Source organism: Arthrobacter sp. BB-1, assembly GCF_006151685.1.
Taxonomy (GTDB): Bacteria; Actinomycetota; Actinomycetes; order Actinomycetales; family Micrococcaceae; genus Arthrobacter.
Map to the genome: position 1 here is coordinate 1 of NZ_VDEV01000005.1, position 25,912 is coordinate 25,912.

Consider the following 25,912-nt stretch of genomic DNA (forward strand, 5'->3'; position numbering starts at 1 on the left):
TACCACCGTGCGCCGCGAATGGGTCAAAAACCTGCTGGCCAAGAAGCAGGCCCCCAAGGGCTGGCAATACTTCACCGTCCACGCGATCACCCACCACTCCGAAACCGCCAGCGGCTACGAGGGAAAGGTGGCCGCCGAAATGGCCGGGGTGAAGTTCGAAGAATCCAACCAGTGGGCATGGAACCCGCTCAGGGACCACGTCGCCAAGACCACCACACGGCCGGAATTCTCCCTGATCGCGCTGATCTGCGCCGGGTACGAAAAGACCATCCAAAAGGACTCGTGGCGCTCACCCAGCCAAACCCACCGGGACTACCTGAACCAGCTGGTCCTCTGGGGCTACACGGCAAGCGAGGTCGAAAAGATCATCATCGACAGCGGCGAAAAAGCTAAGACAGCCGAATAACGGCTCCTGTGCCGGGCGGCGGATCCCGAACTCCGCCCGGCACAGACCCAATCACCGCAGGAAGGTCAGGAACCTTCCAGAATTCGGGCGGTCCGCCGCCCAGGGCGAACCACAGCAACCACTCACCAGCGGCGGACCGCCGTCCTGCGCCAGGAACCAGGAACATAGAACAGGAGCCGCGCTCCAGCAATGAGGCTGGAAAAGAACGCGGCCATCACGTCATATAGACTGACCCATAGATTTCTTGCAGAGAAACCCGAAAGGAGCCGGCACACATGCCGGCTCCTTTCCGGGTTAACCGGGGGAGCCGAAGCCCCGCGTTGACTCAGCCCGGGACGTTCCGGGGATCGTTGCCGTAGCTGTTCTTCGAGCCGATCTGACCATCCTGGTTCTTAATGACGTGCTCGACCTTGTCGGCCTGGGCCGCGTCCCGGCCGACAGCTGCCGCTTCGTCCTTGGTGCTGTAGCCGGCGCCAAACGCCCGGGTAGTGCCCTCGCGCTTGTTCTTCCACTGGCCATCTTCGTAGTACGTCTCGATATCGCCCTGAGCCACTGCACACTCCCTCTGCCGTTCCGAATACTGACGCCCGCTGCAAAACGCGGGTAGCGAAAAGCCCCGCAACACAATGAAGTGGCGGGGCCTCCCTGGCAACCACTCCGCCTGATGGGGGCCAGGCGGAGAAGCTGACACCAAACTAATAGAAAGCATGCTTACTTTTCAAGTTGCCGCGCCTGATACCGCTGGATTACACCCTTCGGGCCAAGTTCCCCATGGTCCAATTCCAGCGCTGCCGACGCATCTATTTCCGGGGCTAGCCTTCTTTCAGCAGGGACGACGCCAATTCGCTGGTGGAGTGGACTTTCCAGGGCATCTCGCCCAACGGCCCCGGGACCGGCTTTCAGGCACATGGGGGCTGCCGCCGTGGCGAACCAGCGGGGATGACCACAGTCGCCGGCGGCGAAACTCACCGACCGTTCCCGATGTCGAGCGCAACCTGGCTGCTCGACAAGGCTGCCCCGGGTTATAGAGAGTGGCGTCTCTAGGATTGCCCTATGAGCAGTAAACCGCGCACCGTCGAAGCCGTTCGGACTGAGATCCTTTCCGCGATTGCCGAGGTCCGCGCAGCCGCGCGGTTGGGCCGGGATGAGCAGCGAGCCCATACCGCCGACTGGCTCGACGGGTTGTTCGCCGGCGTCTCTGATCGGCGTGGTCTGCGCGAGGCCTCAGCCCAGGGCCTCACCCTGTATCGCGGCGGCATGGGCTCATTCAGGGACGTGGGTTATGCAGCTGCAGGACACGCCGTTGACCGTCTGCATGCTGCCCTACGGCGAGGCCGGTCCTGGTTCCTGCGCAACTCCTGACCAACACATTCTGGCCCGCCGGTGGCCTTGTGCGGAGGACTCCTGACGGTCCGTCCAGACGACTCCGGAACGACACCCGAAGCAACGACCAGGCGAGCGTGTTAGGCCGCTGAGTAGTGGGATAAAAATCCCTAGAATCAGCGGCAAAGCGGCTATTCATTCAGTTGAATGATTGGTAGAATTGAAGTAGCAAGTCAGCCAGACGAACGAAACTAATCTTGATACGAAACCAGGTGCTGAAAATGACTGCTTCACCCACCGCTTACACGGTCTACACCAAACCCGATTGCCCCAACTGCGAGAAGACGAAGGACTACTTCGACTCCAAGGGCATCACCTACACGGCCGTGGACATCACCGAAGTGCCGGCAGCGCTGGAGTACATCACCACCGAACTCGGCTACTCCCAGGCGCCCGTCGTCGTGAACAACACTGACGACGAGGACCACTGGTCCGGCCTGCGCCGCGACAAGCTTGTCCAGGCAGCCGTGACTCACAAGGCAGCGTGAGGACCGTGACCCCCCTGCGCCCGGTCATCGGGTACAAGCTGAGCCCACGGATCCCGTTGGAGGTGGACCTGTTCCAGCAGGTCAACCCCAGCGGCAGAATTCCCTCCAACATTGTGGACCCCTACGTTGTGGAACCCGCCATCGTAGAACCTCTCATCGAGGATCTGTACGACGGCTACCCCGTCCCAGATGAGGGAGAGGATGACCAGTACCTTGAGGCAATCAACCGCGCCCCGCTCGGGGAGGGCGGTGTCTGGGACGCACACACTGAGAACCAGTACCAACCCAACGACCTCACCCACGAAGAACCGGGTGGGACCGAACCTCAAAACGAGCCCACAACACTCACCGAGAACATCACCAGCGCACGAGGAAAAGGAACCATCATGGCCGGCGAAACCACGATTACTGTCATTGGAAACCTGACATCAGATCCAGAGCTGCGCTTCACTCCGAGTGGGTCTGCCGTAGCGAACTTCACCATGGCCTCAACGCCCAGGACCTTTGACCGTCAGTCCAATGAGTGGAAGGACGGGGAAACACTTTTCCTCCGGGCCAGTGCATGGCGGGAAGCGGCAGAGAACGTGGCCGAGTCCCTGACCAAGGGCATGCGCGTCATCGTCAGCGGCCGGTTGAAGTCCCGTTCCTACGAGACTAAGGAAGGCGAAAAGCGCACCGTGATCGAGCTCGAAGTCGATGAGATCGGCCCGTCCCTGCGGTACGCGAACGTTTCCCGTGGGTTCGCGAAAGCTGACGGGTCCAACAGCGGGAACTCAGGTGCAAATCAGTCTCAGGCTACTCGGGGCCCCGCGGGTAAGGAACGAGACCAGCCTGCCGAAGGGGCCTTCGCGGAAAATGACCCTTGGTTCACGGCTCAGGGTGAAGCACGCAACCAGGCGTGAAGGCCCCTCTGCACGTAAAGACTAGGAAACCGGCCTTCCATCGCTCTGGCCAGTTTCAACCCAGTTGGGCATCCTTCACCGGGCTGGAGCACGGCTGGCCTCCAACGATGGCCTAGCCCCGTCAGTAGGGTGGACTCATGACACACCTTGTCGAGCACCTGGAGCGCTATTTGGGCACCATTACCGGGGGATGGTCCAAGGACGCCGACGGCAACCCAATGCACGCGCAGGTGGTCAGGTTCGTCAACGGCCCCCTTGACGGTGTGACGGCGTACTCGACCCTGGGACTGAGCGGACATGCACTGACGGTGCCGGGCAAGGCACCGGTTCGGATGGAGTTCCTGATGATGGTCCGAAGCGGCCACTTCGAGCGCTACGTTCCATCGATCATCCAGCAACTCGTGCATGAAGTGGTCCACCAGGGGCGGGCTCCGCTGCGAGGTGAAGTCATTGGACCCAGGGGGCCGCTGGATCCCGATACCGGCCTTGAAGCCTTCTACTTCAGTATCCCGATCTACCAGCCAGAAGGTTTCGCGACCTGCGAGGACCCCGATGGACCGATCGTTATCTCATGGCTTGTGCCGCTCTTTCCCTCTGAAGCCGCTTTTGTCGCGACGCACGGCTGGTCGGCCCTGGAGGACCTCCTGGTCCAATTCGATCCGGATCTAACCGACTGGCGTCGACCTGCGCTGCCCGAGCACAAGGTGTGAGTTCGAGGTTGTAGAGGGATCCGTTACTGCGGATCCTCAGCTCCAAGAAAGAAAGACACTATTGGCCATCCCTGATCTTTTCCGAGCCTGTGCAAGCAAGGACTCGTAAGCCTCGGCGTCGGTGTTGGGCTTGGGACGGAAGACAGGGTCAGGCGTTTTGGAGGTCCGGGTGGGTCAGGACGGCGGAGTAGCGGCTCGCTCCGGCAATACTCAGGCCGAACATATCGCAAAGGCGCCGGATGTCGCCCCCGTTGGCGTGCAGTTCGTGGAGTATCCGGTCTTCGCGGGCTTTCTGGGCGGTCATGCCCATCGATGTCGTGATCCACTGGACGCCGACCGGGGAGGTATCGTGCGCGGTTCGTCTGCTGATGAATACGTGGGGGTTTCTGGTCAGGGGCCAACGCTGTTCCCGGTAGGCCAGCCAAGCAGTCAGCCGCTCCCGGACCGGCTGGGGGAGTGGGATGAGGCGTTCATCCACGCGGAGGCGACCGTCGCGGATGTCGGTAAGCTGCAGCCCTCGCAGTTGGCCCGATCGCAGCCCGTGGAAGGCCGCGATCGCAATGAGTGCTGCCCGGCCCGGGTCCTTGGAGTTCAATGCATCGCGGAGCGCGGAGTCTGCCACCGGCATGGGCAGGCGGGTTTCGTGAGGGCCAGTGCGTATGAGTGCGATGGGGTTGAAGAAGGTAACTTTATGGGCCTTGAGAACACGGAAGAGGCAGCGCAGACCCTGCCCCGTTGTGGAGCGTGCATTCCCGGAGCCGGGAAGGACCTCTCGGACATCTTCTGTCGTAATTTCCCGGAGGGTTGTGTGTCCTTCCGCAGCCCAGGCATGCAGGGCCGGCAGCGACCATCGCGTATACAGGCGGATCGTGTGCTCCGACCGGGCCTTGCTGCGGGGAGGAGTGCTGCTGCCTTTAGTCATGACCGCGTACCACCGGCCCAGTTCGTGCTGCATTTGTTCAGGAAGCCCGGCAATAGCTGTGTTGAACCACTTGTCCACTGCAGGTTGGCGGTCGTCCTCGAGCACGCCTGCGGCGTCGCAGACTTCCAGCAGCCGCAGAGCATTCGTTCCGATTTGCGGCAGTTCAAGGATGTCGGTGGCCCGCAGGGGAGCGCCAGGCGTGTCCTGCAGGCCGAGAGCAACCAACAGTCCACGGCGGACTGTCTTGGTCGCGGTCAGGCCCCACCCGTGCCTTCCGGCATAGTCCACGACAAACTCATCCAGGAAGGCGGCCATCCCCGGGTCGGCAGGCGCCAGGAATCCGTGGGTCCGTCCACGCTGCAGGTCCCTCGCTGTCGCGGGGAACAACGTCAGTTGCCGGTGGCCTACCGGTGTGAATACCGGTGCCGGTCCCACGACGAGCTGGTCCGGGCGGCGACGCCGGGTCCCACGTCGCTGTCCTTTGCTGGCGTGGCGGAGATCGGCAAGGAACAGCTGCTGGCCGTGACGGTTGGCTTCGACCAGATTGGTTCCTCCTTTCCGCCCGCCGGCGACGAGAAATTGGTGCCAGCAAAGTCTGCAGCCCTGATCCTCATTGACTGCGGTGACCACATTGCAGGCCCTGCAGGTTCCCTCCGGGTATTTCGATCGCCAGTATCTGCACGCCTCGCAGAGCCAGTCGTTAATCCGTCCCACACCCCAGGCATGGCAGTCCCTGCATGCCGCCACTGTTTGCGGCGCGCTGCGGTGGCATCGATCGCACAGCCCGCCGGAGTAGTACCCCTCGGTGCGTCCGCACCGTCGACACGGCGGTGGGACGACCGGGCCTCCGGGCATGCACTCGTAGCAGAACTTCGTCCGGCGCGGATAACTCCACGCGACCGGCCTCATGCCACAGACGGTGCACGGGCGGGGGCGGCTGGAACCTCTCATGCCGGCGGCTTGGAACGGTTGCGGCCGAGTCGGGGAATCACCGCCGGACCTGAACCGATGGATGATGCCTCGGCCGGTTTCGGCCGGCCAGCTTCCACCTTTTCGGGCTCACAGATCAGCAGATCAGTTGGTGAGCAATTCAGCACAGCGCAGATGACATCGAGGTCCTCGAGCCGAATTGTGGTCGGCGTTCCGGTCCACAGCCCGGACATCTTGCCCGCGCTGATCTCAAGCCCGGCATCGGCAAACCGACGACGGAGCTCGGTCGATTTCCAGACCCCCCGCTCAGCGGCGACCATTCGTAGGTTCCAACGCATCTTGTCACTCTCCTGTCAGCCGGGCAGCGACGCGTTCGTTCGCGACTGCCCAGGCATGGTCGATGTGGTCGGAATGGACATGGATATAGCGGGTGGTAGTCGAGAGCCACTCGTGTCCGAGCAGTTCCTGGACTGCCTTCAGATCCAGTCCCCGGGCATAGAGGGACGAGGCACAATAGTGTCGGAGTCCATGCGGACTCAGCCGCCCCCGCCAAGCCGGCAGCCAACGTTCCACCGCGCCAGCCAGGCCCGCACGCAGCGCATCATCACCGACCCGCGCGCAGCCACCCGTATGCCGGTCGCGCCTTTCGCTCGGAAACAAAGGCGCATCAGGATTCAGGTAGTCATCACCGAACTGGTGGCGCACATCCGTCAGCCACCACTGCAGCAGAACGTCAACCGAGTTGATCGCCGGAACGAGGCGGGGCTTCGCGCCACGGCCGCGGCTGCCCTTGCCGAAACGAACATGGATCTTGCCGTTCTGCCCAAGGTCGGGGCGCCAGTCCTTAATATCGAGCATCAACGTCTCATTGATACGCAAACCGGCACGGCGCCACAACGAAGCCGCCAAATAATCGCGGGCGGCAGGCAAGTACTTCCTGGCTTCGGGCAGGCCATCACGCCAGCGGGTGAACAGCAGTTCAACCTCCGAGTCGCTGGGCGGTACTCGGGCAGCAACGGACGCCGAACTGGACGGGCGATTGAACTCATCGATGGGCTGAATAACCACGTAACCGGTGAGCGCATGGATATCTCCCTGGTATCTGCCGATCACAAAGTCATAGAACCGGGCCAACGTGCCGGCCTTGCCTTCCCGCGTACTTCGGGCCTGCCCGCGTTCATGACGCAAATAGGCCAGGAACCGGTCACCATCCGATGGAGAGGCCGTCCAGAGGTACCGGCCAAGGAACCGGGCGAACTCAAAGATCACCGAGCGCTCTGTCCTGACGAATTGGTCCGTCACGCCCGCACCGACCTGCGCCAGCGCAAACTGATCGACGAGTTCCTGTTCAAAGTCTTCTTCGTCCTGCGCAGAGCGCAGAGCTTGGCTGAACCCGATGGACCGGACGGTCGCAAGCCCCATCACACAGCCCCGAGTTCAGTAATTTTCCGCACCGATCATAAATATCACGAAAGCTTCAGGAATCATGAAAATATTTCACACTTCCACAAGAGCAGCAAATCACAGGGTAAGGGTCAATGCCCGCGCGGATCCGGGCCTTGTGGACTCCGTGATGAACTCACGGGATTCGAGACAGTTAAGGTCAACCGCACCCAGCGCAGTGGCGGCCAGGCCGGGCAGGGGAATGGTGGTTTCGGCAACCAGGGCAACACCCGCGCGGCAGGGCAACCCGCCGCGCAGGACGATCCGTGGGCGGCCCCGGCGACCAGCAACGCCAGCGGCGGCTGGGGCGCTGGCCCCGACTCCGAGCCGCCGTTCTAAGCATTGAAAAGTAGTAGTAGGAGTAGTAGCGTTACTACTCCTACTACTTTTCTGGAGAAGCCGCCATGACTACGAGTGTGAAAGACCGGGTGTTTGCCGCCGCCGAGCAGATCAGCGCCGAGCGCCGCCCGACCGTCTCCACGGTCCGTGCCGCTGCGGGTGTCAGTAACGCGGACGCTACCCGGTACCTGAAGGAATGGAACGAGGAGAAGCTTGCCGCCGGGGGACAGGTGGCCGCGACGCCGCCGGCCTTGCTCGAACAGGCGACCCGGCTCGCCGCCGCCGTCTGGGCCGAGGCTTCCTCCCAGGCCGCCGAACGGCACACCGCCGTCGAGACGGCGTGGGTGCAGGAACGCAAGGACAAAGACCAGGAAATCGCCGAGCTGGTGGCGGACCTGGACAAGGCCGCCGCTGAGAAGGAATCCGCGGCCGCTGAATTTCAAGCCCGCATAATCGCCTTGGAGTCGGGGGTGAAGGCTTTGGAGCAGCGGCTGGCCGCCCTGGGCTCGGAGCTCGAAGAAGCACGTGCGGCAGAACGCGCTGCCGCCGGCGCGGCAGCGGAGGCGGAGAAGAAGCTCGCCAGCGCCGAGGCCCGCAGCACCACCCTGGAGAAGGTACACAACGCGTTGTTGCAACGCGTCGCCCCGGAAACCAAGGCTTCCGGTGCCTAAGAAGAATAAATCCTTCTCGCCCTACTTCACTGAATCCGACGCCGACCAGGTGCGCGCGGCCGTCCAGGAAGCCGGCCACCTCGAGGGGTACGCGTCCATCACCGATCTGATCGAGGCGGCGACGCTGCGGGAAGTGAAGCGGCTGCAGCGCAAGTACAACGGCGGCAGGAAATGGCCGGGGGTCCCCGCGGGGGAACTCCGCCCCGGGCAGCGCACCCGCGAAGAAATCCGACACCGGAACGAGGGCAAGTAAGCATGCCGAAGTGGAGCAAGGACATCGAGCAGATGCCAGCACTTGAACCGGGGAAGCCGAGGTTCCCGCGGCTGCTGACTCTCGCCCAGGTCAGGGAGATCCTGAACGTGGGCATGCCAGCGGTGTACGCGTTGGTTTCATCGGGGGAGCTGCGCGCCCTGCAACTTAGTGGTGGCCGCCGCATGTGGCGTGTCAGTGAGGATGACTTGGAAGCCTATCTGGAGCGCTGCTACCAGGAGACCCAGGAACGCATCGCCGCCGGGACCATCAAGGCTGATGCCCTCGACGGCGAGGACTGACGCAGTGGTCATTGCTTTGTTGTCAGTGCCAGGTGAAAGGATCTGACAATGGACTTCGAACACGTCGCTCACGCCTGGACGGTAGGGCGGTTGCGTGAGGCCCTCGCTGGGCTGCCCGATGACCTGCCCATCATCGTCGACGTCGCCGAGGAACCGGGAGGCGATACCGTTCAGGAGCAGGTTGTCGTCCATGCTGGCTTTGGTCACGGAATCGATGGCCGGGGGGAGCCGTTCGTTGGAAGGGAATTTCGGATCGGCTGCGAGTTCCCACCGGGAACCTATCTGCAACGCGACCGATAACGGCCACTATCTGGCAACAGAGTCTTCCCGGCCTAACAACAACGGATTGGAGCAGCAACAAGCCATGAGCGACAACGATGCGAACTACGTAGCTGACCTTGCCACGCATTGGGCTGGAACCGATCCCATGGAGCAGTGGGTGAATGCAGCCCCCGAGGGTGGGCGAACACCGCTTGAGGAGACCATTCGCGAGTACCTGGGTAGCCACAACCCGTTCCCTGACGAGAGCGCCGTTGAAGTCTTGCGGGGCGATGGGTCCAGCTGGGAGCAGGCTGTCATCGTTGAACGCGTTGGCGTGGACGAGTGGACCGTGGAGTACAAAGACGGCGAGCAGGCATGGCGCGACCATCACGAGCTGCGGCCGGCGGCCGGGTAGGCTCAGGCCATTCCGGACGCCGATGTCCCTGACGACGTTAGAGGATCCAAGCCCAAGACAACGAAGGGCGGCACCTATTGAACTGGTCCCCGAAAGTTGGACTCTCGAATTTGTGAGATCTTCACTCTAGCGGGCAGTGATCGGCTTTTCACGGAAAGGCTTCGTCCCAAGTGGGACGGAGCCTTTCTCAGTGTGGGAACCTAGCCACCGTCAAGGGACGCTTTCGCCGAGCATGATGACTGACGCTGTCGTGTACGTGTTCCTACTGACGGACTGATAAGAAAACAGCGGCTCCGACAAGGAGGCAGGCCAGTCCAAGGGCACTTAGGCCAAGAAACGCTGTCCGTTGCGCGCCCAGCGGTTCACCTTTCCGCCGCGGATTGTTGAAGGCATATATGGCCGTCGGCATCCCAAGCAAGACGCCAGTAATTATGAGTATCAGAGCCGTCTGCATGGGCTCATGATACTGGCCATGGAATGCAGAAAGATGCGCCTTCGGAAAGCCAAGCCCCCCGCGATCTCCGGGAGACCACCAAGGCAATTACTCACGGGTAGTTTTGCTCAACGACCTAGGCCACCAGGGCCTTAGCGCGGTATTGAACGGGGCTCAGACCCCTGAGCTTTGTGGAGATTCTTTCGGTGTTGTACCAGTGGATGTATTCGTGCAGCGCGGCTGTGAGTGCTTCGGTGTTGAGGAATCGGACGCGGTTGAAGAGCTCTTCTTTGAGGTGGCCGAAGAAATTCTCTATGACGGCGTTGTCGTAGCAGTTGGCTTTGCGGGACATGGATTGGACCGCGCCGGCGTTCTGCAGGAGTAGGCGCCATGAGGTGTGCTGGTATTGGAATCCCTGGTCAGAGTGCACGAGTGGTTTCTGCCCTTCCTCCAGGGTGGCTAAGGCGCCGCGCAAGGAGGAGTTGGCCAGCTCCAGGTTGGGCGAGGTTCCAATGGCGTAGGAGATGATCTGCCGGTCGAAAAGGTCCATGACCGGTGAGAGGTAGAGTTTCCTGTCATCGACGCTGAATTCGGTCACATCGGTCACCCATTTCTGGTTCGGCGCATCCGCTTCGAACTGGCGTTTCATCAGGTTTGGGGCCACGATGCCCTGCTCGCCTCGGTAGGAGTTGTAGCGATTCTTCCGCCGGACCTTGCAGACCAGGCGCAGTAGACGCATCAGCTTCAGCACGGTCTTTTTCGCGATCGTCCAGCCTTGCTTGACCAGTTCGGTGTGGACGCGGCGGTGGCCGTATCGGGCCTGGCTCTTCTTGAAGATACTCGTGATTGCGGCTTTGAGGTCGGCTTGCGGGTCAGGGGCAAGGAGTCGGGCTTGGTGATAGAAGAACGTGGACCGGGGCAGCTCGGCGACGTCCAGAAGAACTTCCAGCCGGTGTTCGGCCTTGAGAGCGATGACAGCGCGGACCTTCAGCGCTGTTCCTCGTCCCTCAAGGCGTTTACTTTTCCCAGGAAGGCCACCTCTGCCCGCAAGTGCTCGTTCTCGCGGCGCAACCGCTGCAGCTCCGACTCTGGCTCCGTCGGCGCCTTGGGAGGTGAGATCGGCCGGCCACGTACTTTTGGGCGCAAGCCATCTTCGCCCTCGTTGCGGTATATCCGCGCCCACTTCTTGACCAGATCCGGGGAGGACAGCTCAAGCTCCTTCGCCAGGGCGACCTGGCTCTCTCCGGCTTGGAAACGGCGGACCACGGCGAGTTTGAACTCGAACGTGAACTGCCGATGGGTTGATTTGGTCACTAGCGCCGTACCTCCGCGAACTCTCCACAGGTTGTGGATGCGGATGACAGGTTTTGAACGGACCCCTAGGCTCGTCGCCGCTGCCTTCGCGCCCCAACCATTCTCGAACAACGCTATCGCGGCTTCGCGCTGTTCCTCAGATAACGAACTACTGTCCTGCATAGAACTGCTCCCCGAAAGTAAGAACTGATTTCTCAGTCCAACTTTCGGGGAGCAGTTCATATGGGTGCCGGCCTTCGTTGTCTTGGTGGTTTTTTTGATGCCTGGGATGTGCGGTTGGTGCCATTGCTTGGATCACGCGGGCCTGCGGTACTTGGTGGTGATGAGCGCCGCCCTGCAGCTTGTGGTTGTCACCGCCGTTGACCGGGCTGGAAGCCCACCGAGCGCCTTAGAAGCCGGTCACTGATCATGGTTCCGTCCCTGCCCAACTTCGCCCCGCCTGGACGGTGTGTGTCGTCTGCTGAAAGAAGCCCGACCCCCGTGACAGGGTTGGCCGGGCGGGCGGTCTTGGTCCATGGGAAAGGGCTCCGTTGGTGACTTCAGCGTTCCCAGGCTGTGCACATGCGCCGGTCCGGGCGGTGAGGTTCCCACCTCGGTGTCCTGGCGTTTGTGTGCAGCCGGTCAGGTGGGTCCCGTCGTCCACCTGGGTGCGGGAAAAAGCCCGAAGTTTTAGCTTTTGCCGTGCCCCTGTGGGCGAGGGGTTTTAGTGATCCTGCACGGTTTCCCCGTCGGCTGAATCAGCGTCTGGCGCGGTGCCGTTGGGGGAGGCGGGCGTCTTGGCCTGGGTTTTGCGACGGCGGCCGGCGGCCGCCGGTTCGAGGCCGAGTTTTTTGAGTTCGTCGGGGCTCCAGCCGTCGCGGGTGGCTTTGACGTAGGCGCGTTTGTCGTCGCGTTCAGCCGCGGCGAGCTGGTCTTTGAGGTCGGTCACGCGCTGGCGTGCCTGGACGAGCTCTTCAACGGACTTGATGCGTGAGTTGAGCAGGGCTCGGGCCTGGCTTTTGGTTTCTTCGATGTTGATGGAAGCCATGGTGTTCGGGGTGCCTTTCGTGGTGTTGCTGTTCAGCGTTCGAGGTCGGGGGAGGTGCGGTGTGAGCCTGCGGCACCTGCCGATGCCGCCGGAGCGGTTTCGGCGTTGTGGAGGGATGCGCCTGGGTGTTGCGGGAAGGAGAGCCCGGCGAGTCTTATGGGCGCTGGCACGGGCACTTCATCGATGCCCATCCTGCGTTCGTGGTGATCGATGACTTCCGCGAGTGTTACCCGGTCGATGGAGCGGATCACGTCTGCCGTAGGCGGGATCTCCTTGGCGGCCATCAGCGCGAGCGTTTCGGCTTTGTGGCGTTCGAGCGGGGGCAGGGCAGCTTCGATGCTTCTGGCCAGTTCTGGAAGTGCCAGTTCCTGGCCGGCGGTCAGCGCCGGGCCGGCATGTTTGCCGGCACCTAAGGAGTTGTCGTGCTGGGGATATTCCGGAGTCACCGAGGTGTCCATCTCGATGGTAAGGGCGTAGCCCTCATCGACGATGCGTGCCTTTGTTCCGGTCAGTTCCTGCAAGTGACGGGTGGCGACATTGTCGATGCTTCCGCACACCTGGTCGGTGCCACCGATGAGCCGTTCTTCGGCGGCACGCTGGCGTGCCAGGTTTGCCGGGTTGAAGTTCTTCTCAACCTCGAGTTCGAGAAGAATGTGCGCCGGATGTGAAGCGGTCGGCTGCAGGTAGGTGGATGTCCCGACATGGGGGATCGGCTCGCCCGGCTGGTTGTGTTCTGTGAGCATGTTTCCCCCCAGGGTTGGCTGTACAGATGGTGTCAGCCTAACCGCGATAAGCAGCAGCCCCGAGGACATCGCACGGCGTGCCGCGAAAACCAGCACCGGCGGAGGCACCGCGGAGGCACCGCGGAGCAAGCTATACATTTACACGGGTGTAAATGGCGTGTCGCTCACGGCCCTGTGGTTGTTTGCTTGGCACACTGGCTTGTGTGGTCCGCGGTTTCGGGGTCGCTGCGCTGGGCTTTTGAAGTGCTGGGCCGTTTGAGGGGTTGGGGGAGTGCGTGTCTGAAGAGAATGAGAAGCCACGTTCCCCGCTGTCGAGGCGGCGCCGTGCGAATGCTCCGGCGGGGACGAAGAAGCGCCGCGATGTGTGGGTGACGGCGGAGGAGGAGGCGGCCCTGGTGGCGAGGGCTGCCCGGCAGAAGGTCACGGTCCCGAACCTGCTGCTGACGGCTGCTCTGTCGGAAGGCTCGGAGACGCCGACCGAGCGCAGGGCGGCGATGGCCGAGCTGATGGCGATCCATACGTTGTTGGCCCGGGTGTCGAACAACGTGAATCAGATCGCCCGGCACGCGAACGCCGGTGATGAGTTCCCCCAGGACGCGAAGGCGGCGCTGGCGTATGTGCGCGAGGTTGCGGTGCGGATTGACCGGACGATTGAGGGGCTGATGTAGGCCGATGATTCCGAACATCACCCGCGGCTCCCGGATGTCAGGGCTCATGCTGTACCTGGCCTCGACCGATGCTGATAAGACGAAGAACGCGCACACCGATCCGCACCTGGTGGCCGGGGACGCGGCGATCATGGCCTGGTACGACGACGGCGTCCTGGACAGGGACGATGCGATTGCCGTCGCGAATCATTTGGACCAGCCCCGCAAGGCCTTCGGCGTCGAGGTCTTGCAGAAGGATTTCCGCTGGGACCCGGTCAAGAAGGAACGCGTACCGAACGGGCACAAGCATGCCGATGTGTGGCACTGCTCGCTGAGCCTCCGCGCCGAAGAAGGCGCCCTGACCGACCAGCAGTGGGGTGACATCGCGAACGACTTCGTCGACGCCATGGGCTTCAGCGAGGCCAGCGGAAAAGCGCAGTGCCGGTGGGTCGCGATCAACCACGGAACGAGTGAGAACGGAAATCACCACATCCACATCGCCGTGTCCCTTGTCCGCGAGGACGGCACCAAAGCCTCCACCCATGGTGACTACAAACGCGCCCAACAGACCTGCCGCCAATTGGAAACCAAGTACGGGCTCGAAGAGCTCTCCAGCGTGCACGCCACCCGCGGCTACGACCGGGCCGAGAAGGCCACCGCCGTCCGGGACGACCGCGAAATGCACCGTGCCTCCCTGGCCAGGAAGGTGCGCGCCAGCGCCAGCGCCTCAGTCACCGAAGCGGAGTTCGTTCGACGTACCCGCGACACCGGACTGCTGGTCCGTCCCCGGTATGCGAAGAACACCACCGACGTCATCGTTGGCTACTCCGTTGCCGAGCGCCCGACAGCGGGGGAGCGGCCTATTTGGTTCGGCGGCGGCACGCTCGCGTCCGACCTGAAGCTCGGTGCATTGCGTGAGGAATGGATGGACTCACCACACCTGGCGACCGAGGCCGCGGCGGAATGGAACGCCGCCGCGCGCAACAAACGCAAGGTCTCCAAGACCGGTCCCGAGAACGCGACCCCGTCAGCAGATGTGTGGGTGGAATACACCCGCAACGCCACAGCACTGGCCGATCAGCTGCGGACCATTCCGCGTGACGATCACGCAACCTGGGCCAAAGCAGCGCGTGAGGTTTCCGGCGCCTTCGCGGCATGGTCATACCGCCTGGAGGTAACGCCAGGACCGCTGGCGGCCACAGCTGCCGAACTGTCCCGCACAGCCCAACTGCGGGCACCCCGGCAGCACGGCAAACCCGTCGCGCTGCCCTCCATTGCCGGTACGGCCATGTTGTTCATGGCAGCGTCGAGCAAGAACAAAACAGCCGCTCAAACAGCGCTCATGGTGCAGCTGATCAACACAGCCTTCGCGGTGTACGAAATGCACGCCCAGTCCGGCCGTACCCGCGAAGCTCAACGCATCCGCACTGTGGTCGAAAACCAGCTGGCCCCGTTCACCGCGACGATGCCCAAGGCCGTCCTTGTAGGAGCAGAGCAACAGCAGGCCGAGGCGGCTGCGGTGCCGCCGAGGGCAGTTGATATTGCCCGCCGCGGCATGGCCCCGATCCGTCCCGGTTCGGTGGTTCCCACGACACCAACACCGGCAACACCAGCGAAGACCTATCAGCCCAGCCGCGATACCGGGCCGGGACTCGACCGATAAGAATCACACCACTAGTGCAAGGGGAACACCATGAGTGAATCAGACGGCATCGACGACTTTTTCGACAACGGAATGCGGCAATCGCTGATGATCGCCTCACGCATCGCAGAGACGCTGGCCCGCCGCCGGCAGGAAGCCCAGCGACAGCAGGAACACCTGGACTCCCAGGCGGCGCACGAAGCCCAGACACGCCTTAGTGCTGAACGGAGTTCAGCCCTCGCCGTCCTCGCACCCGTACAGAAGGAGGAGTGGTGGGACAAGGCCCAGCCGGCCGACATCGCCGCGGCACACGCCGTCGCCGAAGGCTGGAAAGACCACGACCCCACCGCCCTTGAAGCCTCCGCGAAGATCCGCGAAGAAGTCCTCGCCCGCTACGGTATCGACACACACGACGTCGGCACGGACACCGCCTACCTTGAATCAGGGATCGAGACGATCGCAACCGGGAAGGCCCGGCAGGACGAGCTGGCACGCAGCCAGGAAGAAGCACGGAAAGCCGCTGCCGAACATGAGAAAGCCATGCAGCTGATCGCAGCTGCGCAGTCAGAAGAACTTCGAACCCAGGCAACGAAGCTGGCACCCGAAATGGAGCGTCACCAGGTACCCGTGGAGTACCTGGCAAACCCCGAACTGGCCCAGGCCCTCCAGCGCGCCCACAATGCCAAAACGCCCAAAGCTGCTGCGGCGGCAGATTCTGAGATCAAAGAACGGCTGTTCCTCATTGGCAAGGACGGCATCAACGGCCCCGACATTGAGCAGCTGCGCAAAGAAACCACAGCGAACCTCAGCGGTGCCGGCGATATGCACTTCCGGGACCCAGTGTTCGTGAAAGCAGCCAAGGAGATGCACGAAGCCAAGCTCCTGGCCGAAGGCGGCTTCATAGGCTCTCCATCTGCATCAATGGAGCAGCGGTATGAACGGGCCGAAAAGGAACTCTTCGCCCGTCTTGAAGGCGTCGGCCGCGAAATAGAAGAGCGCGTCACAGGGAACGACAGCAGCCAACTTAAAGATCAGGCACTCAAAACAGAAACCGCATCAGCTACCGGCTATGGCTCAGCCGAACACCACGCAAAGTTCGCGGAGTCCCTGGAGGAGACCGGCGCCAGCGAAGCCCAGATCCGCGGGCGGCTCACTGCGGCACGCAGTGAAGGTACCCATCCCAGCGCAGCAGTCACCATGGGCAAAGGCGCAGCCAAGGCCAGGAAGAGCCGTGCGGGGGCAGCCGTGGGAGCCGAAAGGTCCAAGGGCGGACCCAGCCGATAAAACAGGAAGGCAGACAGGCGAGGCGGGGCCTCAGCGCCTCCGTTTCGCATGGTTTCATTTGTCGCCAGGGCTTTGCGGTGTTCGTCGTGGTCGCCGGCCACGCGGCCGGCCCTCGCGCCAACCTGGCAGGACCTCATTCAGCAGAGACTCCTTCTCCGGGGCCAGCTTTCCTTGGTTGTAGTTGATCCGCTGGGCGTGCAGCCACACGCCCAGGACGCGTTCGTCCGCATCCGGGGTCTTCTGATGACGCGGCCACTCGCCGCCGGCATCCCGGACTTCCTTCACCTGCTGCAAGCGCTTCTGCCACCTGGCCTCATCCTCGGCCTTCCGCTTCGACGCCAGATCCCAACCGGCAATCACATTTAGCCCGTCACGGACAGCGGGGGAGAGGGTGCCCGCCTGCGCTTCCCTGCGCCGGAGGTAAAGCCACCTGCCCAGCGTCGCCTCGCGGGGTGACGTCGCATGGGCCGATGGCAGCCGGCCGCAGGTGCCGTAGAAGTCGACAACGTCTTGCATCGTCGTCAGAAATGCACTGGAGGGTCCCTCGGACCTTGGCAGCGCAGCCGCATGCTCTGCCTCGAGCCCGTGTTCGCTCTTCTTTGCAACCTGCAGGTGATAGCGCACGGTTGTGACCGGAGCCGAACACAGCACCGCGATCCTCGATGGAAGGATACCCCGTCGGTACATCTCCACCCACTCCCAATAGGGCGCCGAACGCCGCCCGCGAGAGGGCGCATCCTCAAACTGAGTCACCGTCACCCCCCAAATGGTCCTGCTACAAAACATCCCACCTACGAATATGCCAGCCTGCCGTGAGTCGCGAACGCGGGAAAGGAGTGTACCGATTGTGGGGCGTTGAAAGCTGGCACCGACACGGCTAGAAGATTGTCCAGACAGTGTCTGGACAATCTTGGGTGACTGAGGTTTGGAGGACGAAGCAAAGTCGTCGATGTCCTTGGCATCGGCCGCCAGGTCGGTGACACGCCATGGCAAAGAGCTGTCCGCCGTTTTCGTGACGCGGCCGATCTGTGGCAAGGCCGTGCCCGGTAGGACACGTGAAGAATGGAACTCCTGACGGGAATCGGTCCAGTCCATAACTGAGCCTTGCAGAACGGCAGGCCCCCGGCTGTACGACACTCCGCCACGCGCCGAACCTTGGGTGAGCGGCCATCTGTGCGCCAAAGCCGGCTGATCCTCTGTCTGCCGCCCAACTGTCCAAAGTTCTCTGGACTATTTGCTGAAAGGATTGGGAGCCATGCAGGAGTGGGTTCTGAATTGTCCAAAGTTCTTTGGACTATTGAGGCGCAGGCCGTGCCGAGGGGCCCTGTCGGCTCCAACGACTAAGGTGGGGGCGTGCCCCAGATAGAACCTGAACTGCCCAACGGCTATGCCGGCATCCTCGTTTCCCTCAAGGAACTCGTCAGCTCGGCACAGTTGCGCGCTCAGCAGGCCGCAAGCAGTGCCATGGTCCAGATGTACTGGGAAATCGGGTCCACCATCCTTGAACGACAGGCAGCCCAGCCCTGGGGCACCAAGATGCTGCAGCGACTGGCAACAGACCTGAAATCAGCGTTTCCTCACATGCGTGGATTCTCTCGTTCGAACCTCTTCTATATGCGGGCATTCGCAGCAGCCTGGGACTTGTCCGACCCCGAGGACAAGGCTCGGGTTGGCGGCCTGCCTTGGGGTCACATCATCGAACTGCTCAAACTGAAGGACCCCGAGATCCGCAATTGGTATGCGGAACGAGCAGGCGAGCACAACTGGAGGCTTGAAGTTCTCGAACACCAGATCACAACAGGACTTCATCGCAGGGCTGGCGCTGCACCGAACAACCTTGAAGAACGTCTGTCCGAGGATGGGGCGGCCTTGGCACGCAGTGTGGCCAAGGATCCCTTGGTCTTCGACTTTCTGGGCTTGACCAAGGAAGTCGAAGAACTAGCCATGGAGGAGGCCATGACCCAGCGGATGTCTCAGACTTTGGCTGAGTTCGGCCGAGGGTTCGCGTTCTACGGCCGGCAGTTCCACCTCGATGTAGAAGGTGAGGACTTCTACATTGACCTTCTCCTGGTACACGTGCCAACCAACCGCTTTGTTGTCGTTGAACTCAAGTCCGGCAAGTTCAGACCCGAGCACCTGGGACAGTTGAACTTCTACGTGGCAGCCGTCAACGACCTGGTGAAGTTCCCAGGGATGGCCCCCACCGTGGGCATACTCGTGTGCGGCTCAAAGCATGAACCGACAGTAAGGTACGCACTCGACGGGTCCTCCCAGCCAGTCGCCGTTAGCTCCTACACCTACGACTCGCTCCCACCCGAGGAACGGGCCGCGCTGCCATCTCCTGAGGCGATCAGTGCGGCACTCGAGCAGGGGACAGTGGTTGACTCTGACAACACGTAGCTTCCTTTAAAGCTCAGTGCCTGTTCGTCCTCATTCTCGCCACGCCCTTTGTGCTTTGAAGGGCCTGTCATGGGTAGTGAGTGTTGTCAGAAGAGACGAGTGCCTGATCGGGGAACGACGACGGCGTCCGTCAGCTTGGCTGATCGTGCAGAACTGACAGCTTTGCGTCGCCGCGGGGACGGGCTCGAGGCCGTGACCGATGGCCCGCTTGGACATGGATGTCGTTGTGAAGGTGACTTGCCCGGAGAATGTGGTGACCATGTGATTATTTGGTGTAATCTTTCATTATGAAATCACGTAGCGAAGAGCTCGCCTCGTATGTCAGTCTTGCACCCGAAGGGTTCAAAACCCTGGCGAAGATGATTGACCAGTCCATACAGGACTCCATTGAGGCGAGGAAAGCTCGGGGCGATAGGAAGAGCCCGACTTTGTTGCATGGGCTTATAAGGGAAGGTGTGATTGTTTCTGCAGAAGATTCAGAACTTCTCAGTGAGCAGGGCATCAGGATCCGGGCGGGTGCCTCAGACTCGATTCTCGTGCAAATCAAAGACGCACCAACGATGCTCCCCCTCACATGCCGCCCTCAGACCTCCCGGCCTGCGGAAGAGTTCCTTCAGGACCCTGACTGTGATGCCACTCTGTTTCCGGTGCCCGAGGGCAACCTGAGGCTTTTCTACTCTGTGGCCAAGGGGCGATTGGGACGCCTAACCATTACCCGCACCTTGTCTGCCCCCACGGACTACTACCGCGACTGCCAGATTTTGGACGAGATAGTGCTACAAGCGGGATCTGACCTTATTGCGACAGTCATACCCGAAGAAACCCGCAACGACGCCGACGATCTGTCCGGCCTCGTTCGAAGCAAGAACAAGATAGAAGAAGAAGGCGCAAGCGATGCTGAAACTGGTAGAGGAGCTGTCGAGGCCGGCTAGCCTCCGGATTTATGGCCCCAGACTGCGCGACGCCCGACTTCTTCGAGGCCTGACGGCCAAGGAAACGGCACAGCGTCTCGAGGTTGGCCCGGTCAAGTATTCCCGGATGGAGAATGCGGACGACCCTGTGACCGTAACCGATGCGGAACTGGAACGCATCGCAGCATCACTGTCGTTCTCGACGACTTACTTCCAAACACCGCCCACCACTCTCGTTTCCACCGATGATCTCTGCTTCAGGGCTAAGAAGTCCCTCACGAAAACCGCCCAGGAAGTGATCAACTCGTGGGCAACTATCTGCGGCGACTTACTCCACGAGACGTTCAAGTCAATGGCACCTGTACCTGTTCTGTTGCCAAATTTCCCAGTCGGGACCTCTCCGGAGGTGGCCGCGAGGGAAACCCGTACTCTCTGGGGGTACGACGACGCCGAACCAATCCCACACCTGACGAGAAGATTGGAAAGGTCGGGTATTTACGTATTTTCTGCTCCTTTTGAATCTGGGGATCGCACACACCATGATGCCCTTTCAACCTGGGTTGGCGAACGTCGTGAACATCCCGTAGTCCTGGTTCGCGACATCGATTCATGGGAGCGCATTCGTCTGTCCCTGGCTCACGAGGTTGGGCATCTCGCCCTTCACCGATTTGGCAAGCCGGAGCTAGGTGAGGAAGAAGCCTTTGACTTCGGCGCCGCCCTCCTGATGCCGGCCGCGGCGTTCCGAAAGACGTGGCCTGGCCACGTGACGCTTGGCTCTTTGAAAAAGATTAAGCTGCATTGGGGTGTTTCCCTCGCGGCCCTTATCGAGCGCGCTTTCCGCATGGGGCTATTGCGGCCGGAAGAGCGCATGAACCTCTACAAGCAACTCTCACGCCGGGACCGACGGACAGGAATAACCCTTAGGGCTCAAGAGCCCGGATATGACGATCGCGAACCCGAGAGGCCGTTGCTAGTGAGCAAACTCTTGGAAGGACGCTTCGGTCCGGACGGCAGTGTAGAAGACATTTCCAGGGCGTGCGCTGACCGCCCTAGCGAGTTCATCCGTCCGCTCATCGAAGGCCAGTACAGATTGCCTCATCAACGAGCTAACGTCGTCAGCCTCGCCGCACGACGAGCTGCAAATTAGCCGCCGCAACCCCCCACTGCTGGCAAGGCGTCCTCTTCACACTCTGGATACAGACCGCAGGGATCTGGCAAAAAATGAAGCTCGCCGACCTTGTGGCGATCAGCCGGCGGTGGGAGCCCCACCGTTGTTTTGAAACTGTTGAGCCCTGTCGCCCTATCCTTTAGGGGTGGCGCAGAACCCTAGCCGATTCATCTGTGCCGATTTACTTTGATCCTGCCGCTCGACCGCCGCGCGCCCAACCACTTATGAAAGGATGCCATGACGGCTTCCCCCGGTTACCTGGTCTTCTTGATACGCATGAATGAGCCCCATCGCGCGTCTCAGCTTCAGCGCCTCAGCGCCTTTGGTGAAAAGAAGGAACTTGATCTGCTTGACCTGGCCGAGAAGTCTCTGACGACAATCCAAGACAAGTACTTCCGCGAGAACGGAAGTGCTGAGGGGTATCGGCTTCGCCAAGCCAAAAGTCAGGGCCGGACCCTGTTCATCCAGGTTAATAAAGGTCCTCACAGTGTTGGAGGTGAGGCCTACGAAACCACAACCGGAGCATCTGTGGATGTGCCAACCACAACCGCCATGCTCAACAGGATGCGCTGCATGCTTGCCATACCCAAGGACTCCTACTACGGACTCCTTTTTGCAGAACGGCAGGGCAACCGCAACCTGAAAGAGATCATCCGGGGCCAGGCGCTTCTACCTAACGCCGTATTCAACAACATGACCATTCACGTGGATGCTTTTGCTGAGTCCAAAGATTGGCAGAGGCTCTTGAAGGACCAACAGGCGTTGAGTCTGACCGAGCACCTCGAAATCGTTGACACGACAGCGGACGGCTCGACGGCCAGGACACCGATCAAACTTGTAGCGGAGGGACCCCGAGTCAATAGGATCACCAACGGAGTTGTGGGGGCAATCACTTCAAGGGTTCAACGTCGAGAAGTAATACTCGACCGCATGAGTGCAGCTGCAGACCTTGAGGAGAAGAAGGTAGCTCAGAAGAGCGCGTTTTCTGTGGCCGACCAAACCGAGTTGGCGCGTCAGAAAAAAGCCATCCAAGATCTGCGCAAATCGCCCGAACTCGCGGACGAAATCAGGGACCAGCTCCGCGATGCCGTGCCAGTTCACGTGGATGGGTCAGTGCATCACAAGCGTTTCGAGGTGGTTACGGGTCAGGATCGTCCCGAGCGCACCTTTAGTGTGGACCGCAACAGCCTTCCGCAGTTTGTTTACGAAACTTCTGGCGTCCTCTCCGACGCTGCGCTTTTTAAGACGTGGGTGGCGCATGCCGAGGGCATTCTTCGTGCGCGTGGCGTAAAAATCCCAGTAGATTGGGCCTCCTGATGTCCGCTGTCGGAAGCTTCGGGTACCGTCATGCCTAGAGAAGAGGGCGAGGGCGATCATGGCAATGATGACGATTAAGGAGCGCACAGGCCTCTTGGATGTCCTGCGCGACAACGTAGAGACGTGGTCTATTCGAGTAGGGGCAGAGCGTCGAAGGGACCAACGCCGGGCCTTTGCTTGGTACTACCTGGTGCCCACTATCGTGTCGTTAGTTCCAGTTGCTTTAGCCATTACTCATGTTCACGAGATCCGAGTAGGCGGCATCGGGCCTATCCTTTCCGGGGTATCCATTTTTACCGGCCTACTTTTCGGGCTTCTCGTGCTGATGTTCAATACGGGCGTTGCTGTTAGGAAAGATAGAGCAGTCCTTGAAAATGCGCATGGCGTTGCTCAGGTCATTGACGATGCCCGGGCCAACGTCACTTACTCCGCCTTGGTCGCCCTGTCCCTAGCTTGTGTCCTTATTGCCGCCGCAGCCACCAACCGGTCATCTGATGGCGTGCTGGACTGGGGTTGGACAGTGCCCCTGGTCTGGTTGGGAACGCATCTCTTGCTAAATTTGCTGACGATTCTCAAACGTTTGCGAACGGCGTTCAATAACATCACTCGGTGAGTCTGAAACAGCCGCCCGTTTCCCTCCACCTCACCGAAGGTTGACGAAACCCAACCTTCGGCGCTTCCGTACCGACGGTCCAAGAAATCGCCTGAGGAACTATCCGGTAGTCTCAATGCCGAGCCGGTGTGCAAGGATCTGGTCGCACCCCTCTCCGGGGGAGTGGCGTCGCTTAGTGCGGTTAACGGGCTACGTCGTCATCGAACTCAAGACGGGCAAATTCCAGCCCGAATACGCCGGCAAACTCAACTTCTACGTCGCCCTCGTCGACGACATGCTCCGGCGTGACTATGGCAGTTTGAGTCAGGACCGGTGCGACAGTTTGAATCAGGACCACCCAGGACTCGCCGGTTGCTTGTGACGGTTTGAGTCAGGACCACCTCAGTGTTGCTTTCATCTGTTGAAAGCGAGCATTTGGAGGTCCGGATGAGGGTGCGCATGGAGTTGTTTGCCAAGATCCGCCGAGACGCCCGTGTGGAGGGCATGTCTATCCGCGGGTTGGCAAAGCGGTATCAGGTCGGCAGGGACACTATCCGGCAGGCTTTGTCGGATCCTGTCCCGCCGGCTCGGAAGAAACCGGTCCGGTCATCGCCCAAGCTGGATCCGTTCAAGCCAGCCATCGATGCCATGTTGATTGCGGACACTACGGCGCCGAGGAAGCAGCGTCATACCGCCCGCCGGATCCTGGCCCGGTTGATCGAAGAGCACGGAGCTGTGGAACTGTCGTATTCGACGGTGCGGGACTTCGTGCGGATCCGCCGCGCACAAATAGATGTGGAAGCCGGCCGCAGGGTGGAAGTGTTTGTACCGCAGGAGCACGGACCTGGCGCCGAGGCCGAGGTGGATTTCGGTGAGCTCTGGGTGGTGCTCAATGGTGTGAAGACGAAGTGTCACATGTTTGTCTTCCGACTCTCCCACTCCGGCAAGGCTATCCACCGGATCTACCCCACCCAGGCCCAGGAAGCTTTCCTAGAAGGCCATATCGAGGCGTTCAACGAAATCGGCGGTGTGCCGGTCAGGCACATCCGCTACGACAATCTCACCAGCGCCGTCACCGCTGTCGTATTCGGGCAGGGCCGGCAGCGGCAGGAGAACGACCGGTGGGTGCTGTTCCGCTCGCACTACGGCTTTGATGCCTTCTATTGCCAGCCCGGCATCGCCGGGGCGCACGAAAAGGGTGGGGTAGAGGGTGAGGTGGGCTGGTTCCGTCGGAACCGGCTCTCCCCGATGCCGGTCGTTGAGACCCTGAAGGAACTCAACGACCGCATCCGGGTCTGGGAAGTGGAAGACGAGCACCGGCGGATCACGGACAGAATCCATACGATCGGCCAGGACTTCATCAATGAACAGCCGTTCCTGGCACCATTGCCAGCGGAAGAATTTGATCCTGGCCTGTTGCTCAACCCGACGGTGGACAGGTCTTCGCTGATTACTGTGCGGATGGTGAAGTATTCCGTTCCGGCGCGGTTTATCGGCCGGAAAGTTCGGGTGTCCTTGCGGGCATCCGAGGTCGTGGTGTTCGATGGCCGGGCCGTGGTCGCCCGGCATCAGCGGGTGGCGGCCCGGTCTGGGCAGTCGGTCCAGCTGGACCACTATCTCGAGGTTCTCAAAACCAAACCTGGGGCCCTGCCCGGTTCCACCGCGCTGGCCCGAGCCCGGCAGTCCGGGACGTTCACCAGCGCCCACGAGGCCTTCTGGGCTGCCTCCCGCCGGGTCAATGGCGATGCCGAGGGGACGCGGGAACTCATCGATGTCCTGTTGCTTCACCGGTCCATGGAGGCCGGAGACATTCAGGCAGGGATCACCGCGGCGTTGGGCGTGGGAGCTGTTAGTGCAGATGTCGTTGCGGTCGAGGCCCGAAGACACGCAACGGCGTCTACCTGGTGTGGCTCCGATTCAGACCGTCATCCGTGTGCACTTGGTGACATGAATGTGCAACGGGTTGTCAGCCTGACCCAGCGCCGGCTCATGGACCCGGCAGCGGTCATCGCTGGGCTCCCACCCGACATGCGCCCGCTTCCGTCGATGGGCGCTTATGACGAGCTGCTGGTCAAACGTACCGAGCACTCTGCAGGAACACCGTCGAAGGAGAACATCTCATGAGCCCCACCGCGCCGCCCACCACAGTCACTCCTACCTTGCGCCGACGCCGCGGCCTGACCGAACAGGCCGCTGTCGCAGCCGTGGACCAGGCCTGCCGCCGGCTGCGCCTGCCCACCATCCGGGCAGTCCTGGATGAAGCACTGAGCGTCGCTGCGAAAGAGCAACTGTCCTACCAAGGGTTCCTGGCAGAGCTGCTGCTGGCCGAATGCGATGACCGGGACCGGCGCTCCTCGATCCGTCGCGTCAAAGCCGCGAACTTTCCTCGGGACAAATGGCTAGGGGACTTCGATTTCGACGCGAACCCGAACATCAACCCCGCAACCATCCACACCCTGGCGACTGGGGACTGGATCCGCAAAGGCGCTCCCCTGTGCCTTGTCGGCGACTCAGGGACCGGTAAATCCCACCTGCTCATCGGGCTCGGGACCGCCGCCGCGGAGAAGGGCTACCGGGTCAAATACGCCCTCGCCACTAGGCTCGTGAACGAACTTGTCGAGGCCGCGGACGAAAAGATGCTGGCTAAGACCATCGCCCGCTACGGTCGCGTCGACCTGCTCTGCATTGACGAGCTGGGCTATATGGAGTTGGACCGGCGCGGCGCCGAACTGCTCTTCCAAGTTCTCACCGAACGGGAGGAAAAGAACTCCATCGCGATCGCGTCGAACGAATCATTCTCCGGCTGGACCAAGACCTTCACCGACCCCCGCCTGTGCGCGGCGATCGTGGACCGCCTCACTTTCAACGGCACAATTATCGAAACCGGCACCGACTCCTACCGGCTGGCCCACACCATCGCCCAACAAAACGCTTAGCCCTTCAACGCAGCGACAGCATCCGGCGTCCCGCTGAACAACCCCTACTCGACACAAGCCCACGCTAGTAGCAGGA

28 protein-coding genes and 3 pseudogenes are annotated in these 25,912 nt (G+C 61.4%); 22 read left to right on the top strand and 9 right to left on the bottom strand.

The genetic code is table 11. The features are described 5' to 3' along the window. Positions 1–406: pseudogene (locus FHJ30_RS02820) on the top strand (chromosome partitioning protein ParB); the annotation flags it as partial. A gap of 325 nt (positions 407–731) precedes the next feature. Here FHJ30_RS02820 and FHJ30_RS02825 read toward each other — a convergent pair. Continuing rightward, entirely contained in the window at positions 732–959 is a 228-nt protein-coding gene (locus FHJ30_RS02825) for a DUF2188 domain-containing protein (RefSeq protein WP_139027763.1), read from the bottom strand. Between the two features lie 500 nt (positions 960–1,459). Between FHJ30_RS02825 and FHJ30_RS02830 the strand changes: the two genes are divergently transcribed. The 4 genes from FHJ30_RS02830 to FHJ30_RS02845 all read left to right on the top strand — a co-directional run bounded on the left by FHJ30_RS02830 (position 1,460) and on the right by FHJ30_RS02845 (position 3,889). Beyond that, a complete protein-coding gene (locus tag FHJ30_RS02830) occupies positions 1,460–1,768 on the top strand; it encodes a DUF6966 domain-containing protein (protein ID WP_139027765.1) in 309 nt (102 codons plus the stop codon). 242 nt (positions 1,769–2,010) lie between these two features. After that, positions 2,011–2,277: a glutaredoxin family protein gene (locus FHJ30_RS02835; protein WP_139027767.1), complete on the top strand. Its 267-nt coding sequence runs from the start codon at positions 2,011–2,013 to the stop codon at positions 2,275–2,277. A gap of 5 nt (positions 2,278–2,282) precedes the next feature. After that, complete coding sequence (locus FHJ30_RS21565; RefSeq protein ID WP_240793552.1) at positions 2,283–3,179, top strand: single-stranded DNA-binding protein; 897 nt, start codon at positions 2,283–2,285, stop codon at positions 3,177–3,179. A 137-nt stretch (positions 3,180–3,316) separates the two neighbouring features. Then, complete coding sequence (locus FHJ30_RS02845; protein ID WP_139027768.1) at positions 3,317–3,889, top strand: suppressor of fused domain protein; 573 nt, start codon at positions 3,317–3,319, stop codon at positions 3,887–3,889. 148 nt (positions 3,890–4,037) lie between these two features. Here FHJ30_RS02845 and FHJ30_RS02850 read toward each other — a convergent pair whose 3' ends face one another. From FHJ30_RS02850 to FHJ30_RS02860, 3 genes are all read right to left on the bottom strand, one after another. Continuing rightward, positions 4,038–5,246 (bottom strand): hypothetical protein, encoded by a 1,209-nt coding sequence (locus FHJ30_RS02850; RefSeq protein WP_139027769.1) that lies wholly within the window; start codon positions 5,244–5,246, stop codon positions 4,038–4,040. 512 nt (positions 5,247–5,758) lie between these two features. After that, on the bottom strand, positions 5,759–6,061 hold the full coding sequence (locus tag FHJ30_RS02855; protein ID WP_240793553.1) for a helix-turn-helix transcriptional regulator: 303 nt from the start codon (positions 6,059–6,061) through the stop codon (positions 5,759–5,761). Between the two features lie 22 nt (positions 6,062–6,083). After that, positions 6,084–7,163, bottom strand: coding sequence for a tyrosine-type recombinase/integrase (locus FHJ30_RS02860; RefSeq protein ID WP_139027771.1), 1,080 nt, complete (start codon positions 7,161–7,163; stop codon positions 6,084–6,086). A gap of 165 nt (positions 7,164–7,328) precedes the next feature. Between FHJ30_RS02860 and FHJ30_RS21570 the strand changes: the two are divergent. From FHJ30_RS21570 to FHJ30_RS02890, 6 genes and pseudogenes are all read left to right on the top strand, one after another. Continuing rightward, positions 7,329–7,523 (top strand): annotated as a pseudogene (locus FHJ30_RS21570) (single-stranded DNA-binding protein); the annotation flags it as partial. A gap of 65 nt (positions 7,524–7,588) precedes the next feature. After that, positions 7,589–8,194 (top strand): DNA-binding protein, encoded by a 606-nt coding sequence (locus FHJ30_RS21900; RefSeq protein ID WP_139027773.1) that lies wholly within the window; start codon positions 7,589–7,591, stop codon positions 8,192–8,194. Then, a complete protein-coding gene (locus tag FHJ30_RS02875; protein ID WP_139027774.1) occupies positions 8,187–8,447 on the top strand; it encodes a ParB family protein in 261 nt (86 codons plus the stop codon). The genes FHJ30_RS21900 and FHJ30_RS02875 overlap by 8 nt, the downstream gene beginning before the upstream one ends. Positions 8,448–8,479: 32 nt before the next feature. Further along, positions 8,480–8,746 carry a helix-turn-helix domain-containing protein gene (locus FHJ30_RS02880; protein WP_240793554.1) on the top strand — a complete coding sequence of 89 codons (267 nt, stop codon included), beginning with the start codon at positions 8,480–8,482 and terminating at the stop codon, positions 8,744–8,746. 48 nt (positions 8,747–8,794) lie between these two features. Then, positions 8,795–9,046, top strand: a complete 252-nt coding sequence (locus FHJ30_RS02885; protein ID WP_139027776.1) for a DUF6225 family protein — start codon at positions 8,795–8,797, stop codon at positions 9,044–9,046. Between the two features lie 64 nt (positions 9,047–9,110). Continuing rightward, positions 9,111–9,422, top strand: coding sequence for a tudor domain-containing protein (locus FHJ30_RS02890; RefSeq protein WP_139027777.1), 312 nt, complete (start codon positions 9,111–9,113; stop codon positions 9,420–9,422). Positions 9,423–9,991: 569 nt separating this feature from the next. Here FHJ30_RS02890 and FHJ30_RS21255 read toward each other — a convergent pair. From FHJ30_RS21255 to FHJ30_RS02910, 4 genes are all read right to left on the bottom strand, one after another. Beyond that, positions 9,992–10,846 (bottom strand): IS3 family transposase, encoded by an 855-nt coding sequence (locus FHJ30_RS21255; protein ID WP_240793574.1) that lies wholly within the window; start codon positions 10,844–10,846, stop codon positions 9,992–9,994. Beyond that, positions 10,843–11,169, bottom strand: a complete 327-nt coding sequence (locus FHJ30_RS02900) for a helix-turn-helix domain-containing protein (protein ID WP_240793575.1) — start codon at positions 11,167–11,169, stop codon at positions 10,843–10,845. The genes FHJ30_RS21255 and FHJ30_RS02900 overlap by 4 nt, the downstream gene beginning before the upstream one ends. Positions 11,170–11,872: 703 nt before the next feature. Beyond that, the gene (locus FHJ30_RS02905; RefSeq protein ID WP_139027780.1) at positions 11,873–12,196 is read right to left on the bottom strand and encodes a hypothetical protein; all 324 of its coding nucleotides are present in this window, start codon (positions 12,194–12,196) and stop codon (positions 11,873–11,875) included. A gap of 32 nt (positions 12,197–12,228) precedes the next feature. Further along, positions 12,229–12,939, bottom strand: a complete 711-nt coding sequence (locus FHJ30_RS02910; protein WP_139027781.1) for a hypothetical protein — start codon at positions 12,937–12,939, stop codon at positions 12,229–12,231. Between the two features lie 275 nt (positions 12,940–13,214). Between FHJ30_RS02910 and FHJ30_RS02915 the strand changes: the two genes are divergently transcribed. The 3 genes from FHJ30_RS02915 to FHJ30_RS02925 are packed head-to-tail and all read left to right on the top strand — an operon-like array spanning position 13,215 to position 16,512. Continuing rightward, a complete protein-coding gene (locus FHJ30_RS02915) occupies positions 13,215–13,607 on the top strand; it encodes a MobC family plasmid mobilization relaxosome protein (RefSeq protein WP_240793555.1) in 393 nt (130 codons plus the stop codon). 4 nt (positions 13,608–13,611) lie between these two features. Then, positions 13,612–15,249 (top strand): relaxase/mobilization nuclease domain-containing protein, encoded by a 1,638-nt coding sequence (locus FHJ30_RS02920; protein WP_139027782.1) that lies wholly within the window; start codon positions 13,612–13,614, stop codon positions 15,247–15,249. Between the two features lie 30 nt (positions 15,250–15,279). Next, positions 15,280–16,512: a hypothetical protein gene (locus FHJ30_RS02925; RefSeq protein WP_139027783.1), complete on the top strand. Its 1,233-nt coding sequence runs from the start codon at positions 15,280–15,282 to the stop codon at positions 16,510–16,512. A gap of 54 nt (positions 16,513–16,566) precedes the next feature. Here FHJ30_RS02925 and FHJ30_RS02930 read toward each other — a convergent pair whose 3' ends face one another. After that, positions 16,567–17,607 carry a helicase associated domain-containing protein gene (locus FHJ30_RS02930; protein WP_240793556.1) on the bottom strand — a complete coding sequence of 347 codons (1,041 nt, stop codon included), beginning with the start codon at positions 17,605–17,607 and terminating at the stop codon, positions 16,567–16,569. Between the two features lie 258 nt (positions 17,608–17,865). On the opposite strand from FHJ30_RS02930, the gene FHJ30_RS02935 reads away from it, so the two are divergent. From FHJ30_RS02935 to istB, 8 genes and pseudogenes are all read left to right on the top strand, one after another. Next, positions 17,866–18,912, top strand: a complete 1,047-nt coding sequence (locus FHJ30_RS02935; protein ID WP_139027784.1) for a YhcG family protein — start codon at positions 17,866–17,868, stop codon at positions 18,910–18,912. A gap of 287 nt (positions 18,913–19,199) precedes the next feature. Beyond that, a complete protein-coding gene (locus FHJ30_RS02940) occupies positions 19,200–19,844 on the top strand; it encodes a hypothetical protein (RefSeq protein WP_139027785.1) in 645 nt (214 codons plus the stop codon). After that, positions 19,807–20,970 (top strand): ImmA/IrrE family metallo-endopeptidase, encoded by a 1,164-nt coding sequence (locus tag FHJ30_RS02945; protein WP_139027786.1) that lies wholly within the window; start codon positions 19,807–19,809, stop codon positions 20,968–20,970. Before FHJ30_RS02940 ends, FHJ30_RS02945 begins: the two co-directional genes overlap by 38 nt. Positions 20,971–21,228: 258 nt before the next feature. Next, positions 21,229–22,308 carry a hypothetical protein gene (locus tag FHJ30_RS02950; protein WP_139027787.1) on the top strand — a complete coding sequence of 360 codons (1,080 nt, stop codon included), beginning with the start codon at positions 21,229–21,231 and terminating at the stop codon, positions 22,306–22,308. A 58-nt stretch (positions 22,309–22,366) separates the two neighbouring features. Beyond that, entirely contained in the window at positions 22,367–22,921 is a 555-nt protein-coding gene (locus tag FHJ30_RS02955; protein WP_139027788.1) for a hypothetical protein, read from the top strand. A gap of 190 nt (positions 22,922–23,111) precedes the next feature. Next, positions 23,112–23,207: pseudogene (locus FHJ30_RS02960) on the top strand (PDDEXK nuclease domain-containing protein); the annotation flags it as partial. A 140-nt stretch (positions 23,208–23,347) separates the two neighbouring features. Then, positions 23,348–25,024, top strand: a complete 1,677-nt coding sequence (gene istA, locus FHJ30_RS02965) for an IS21 family transposase (RefSeq protein ID WP_139027789.1) — start codon at positions 23,348–23,350, stop codon at positions 25,022–25,024. Further along, positions 25,021–25,836, top strand: a complete 816-nt coding sequence (gene istB / locus FHJ30_RS02970) for an IS21-like element helper ATPase IstB (protein ID WP_139027790.1) — start codon at positions 25,021–25,023, stop codon at positions 25,834–25,836. Before istA ends, istB begins: the two co-directional genes overlap by 4 nt. Positions 25,837–25,912: the final 76 nt, after the last annotated feature.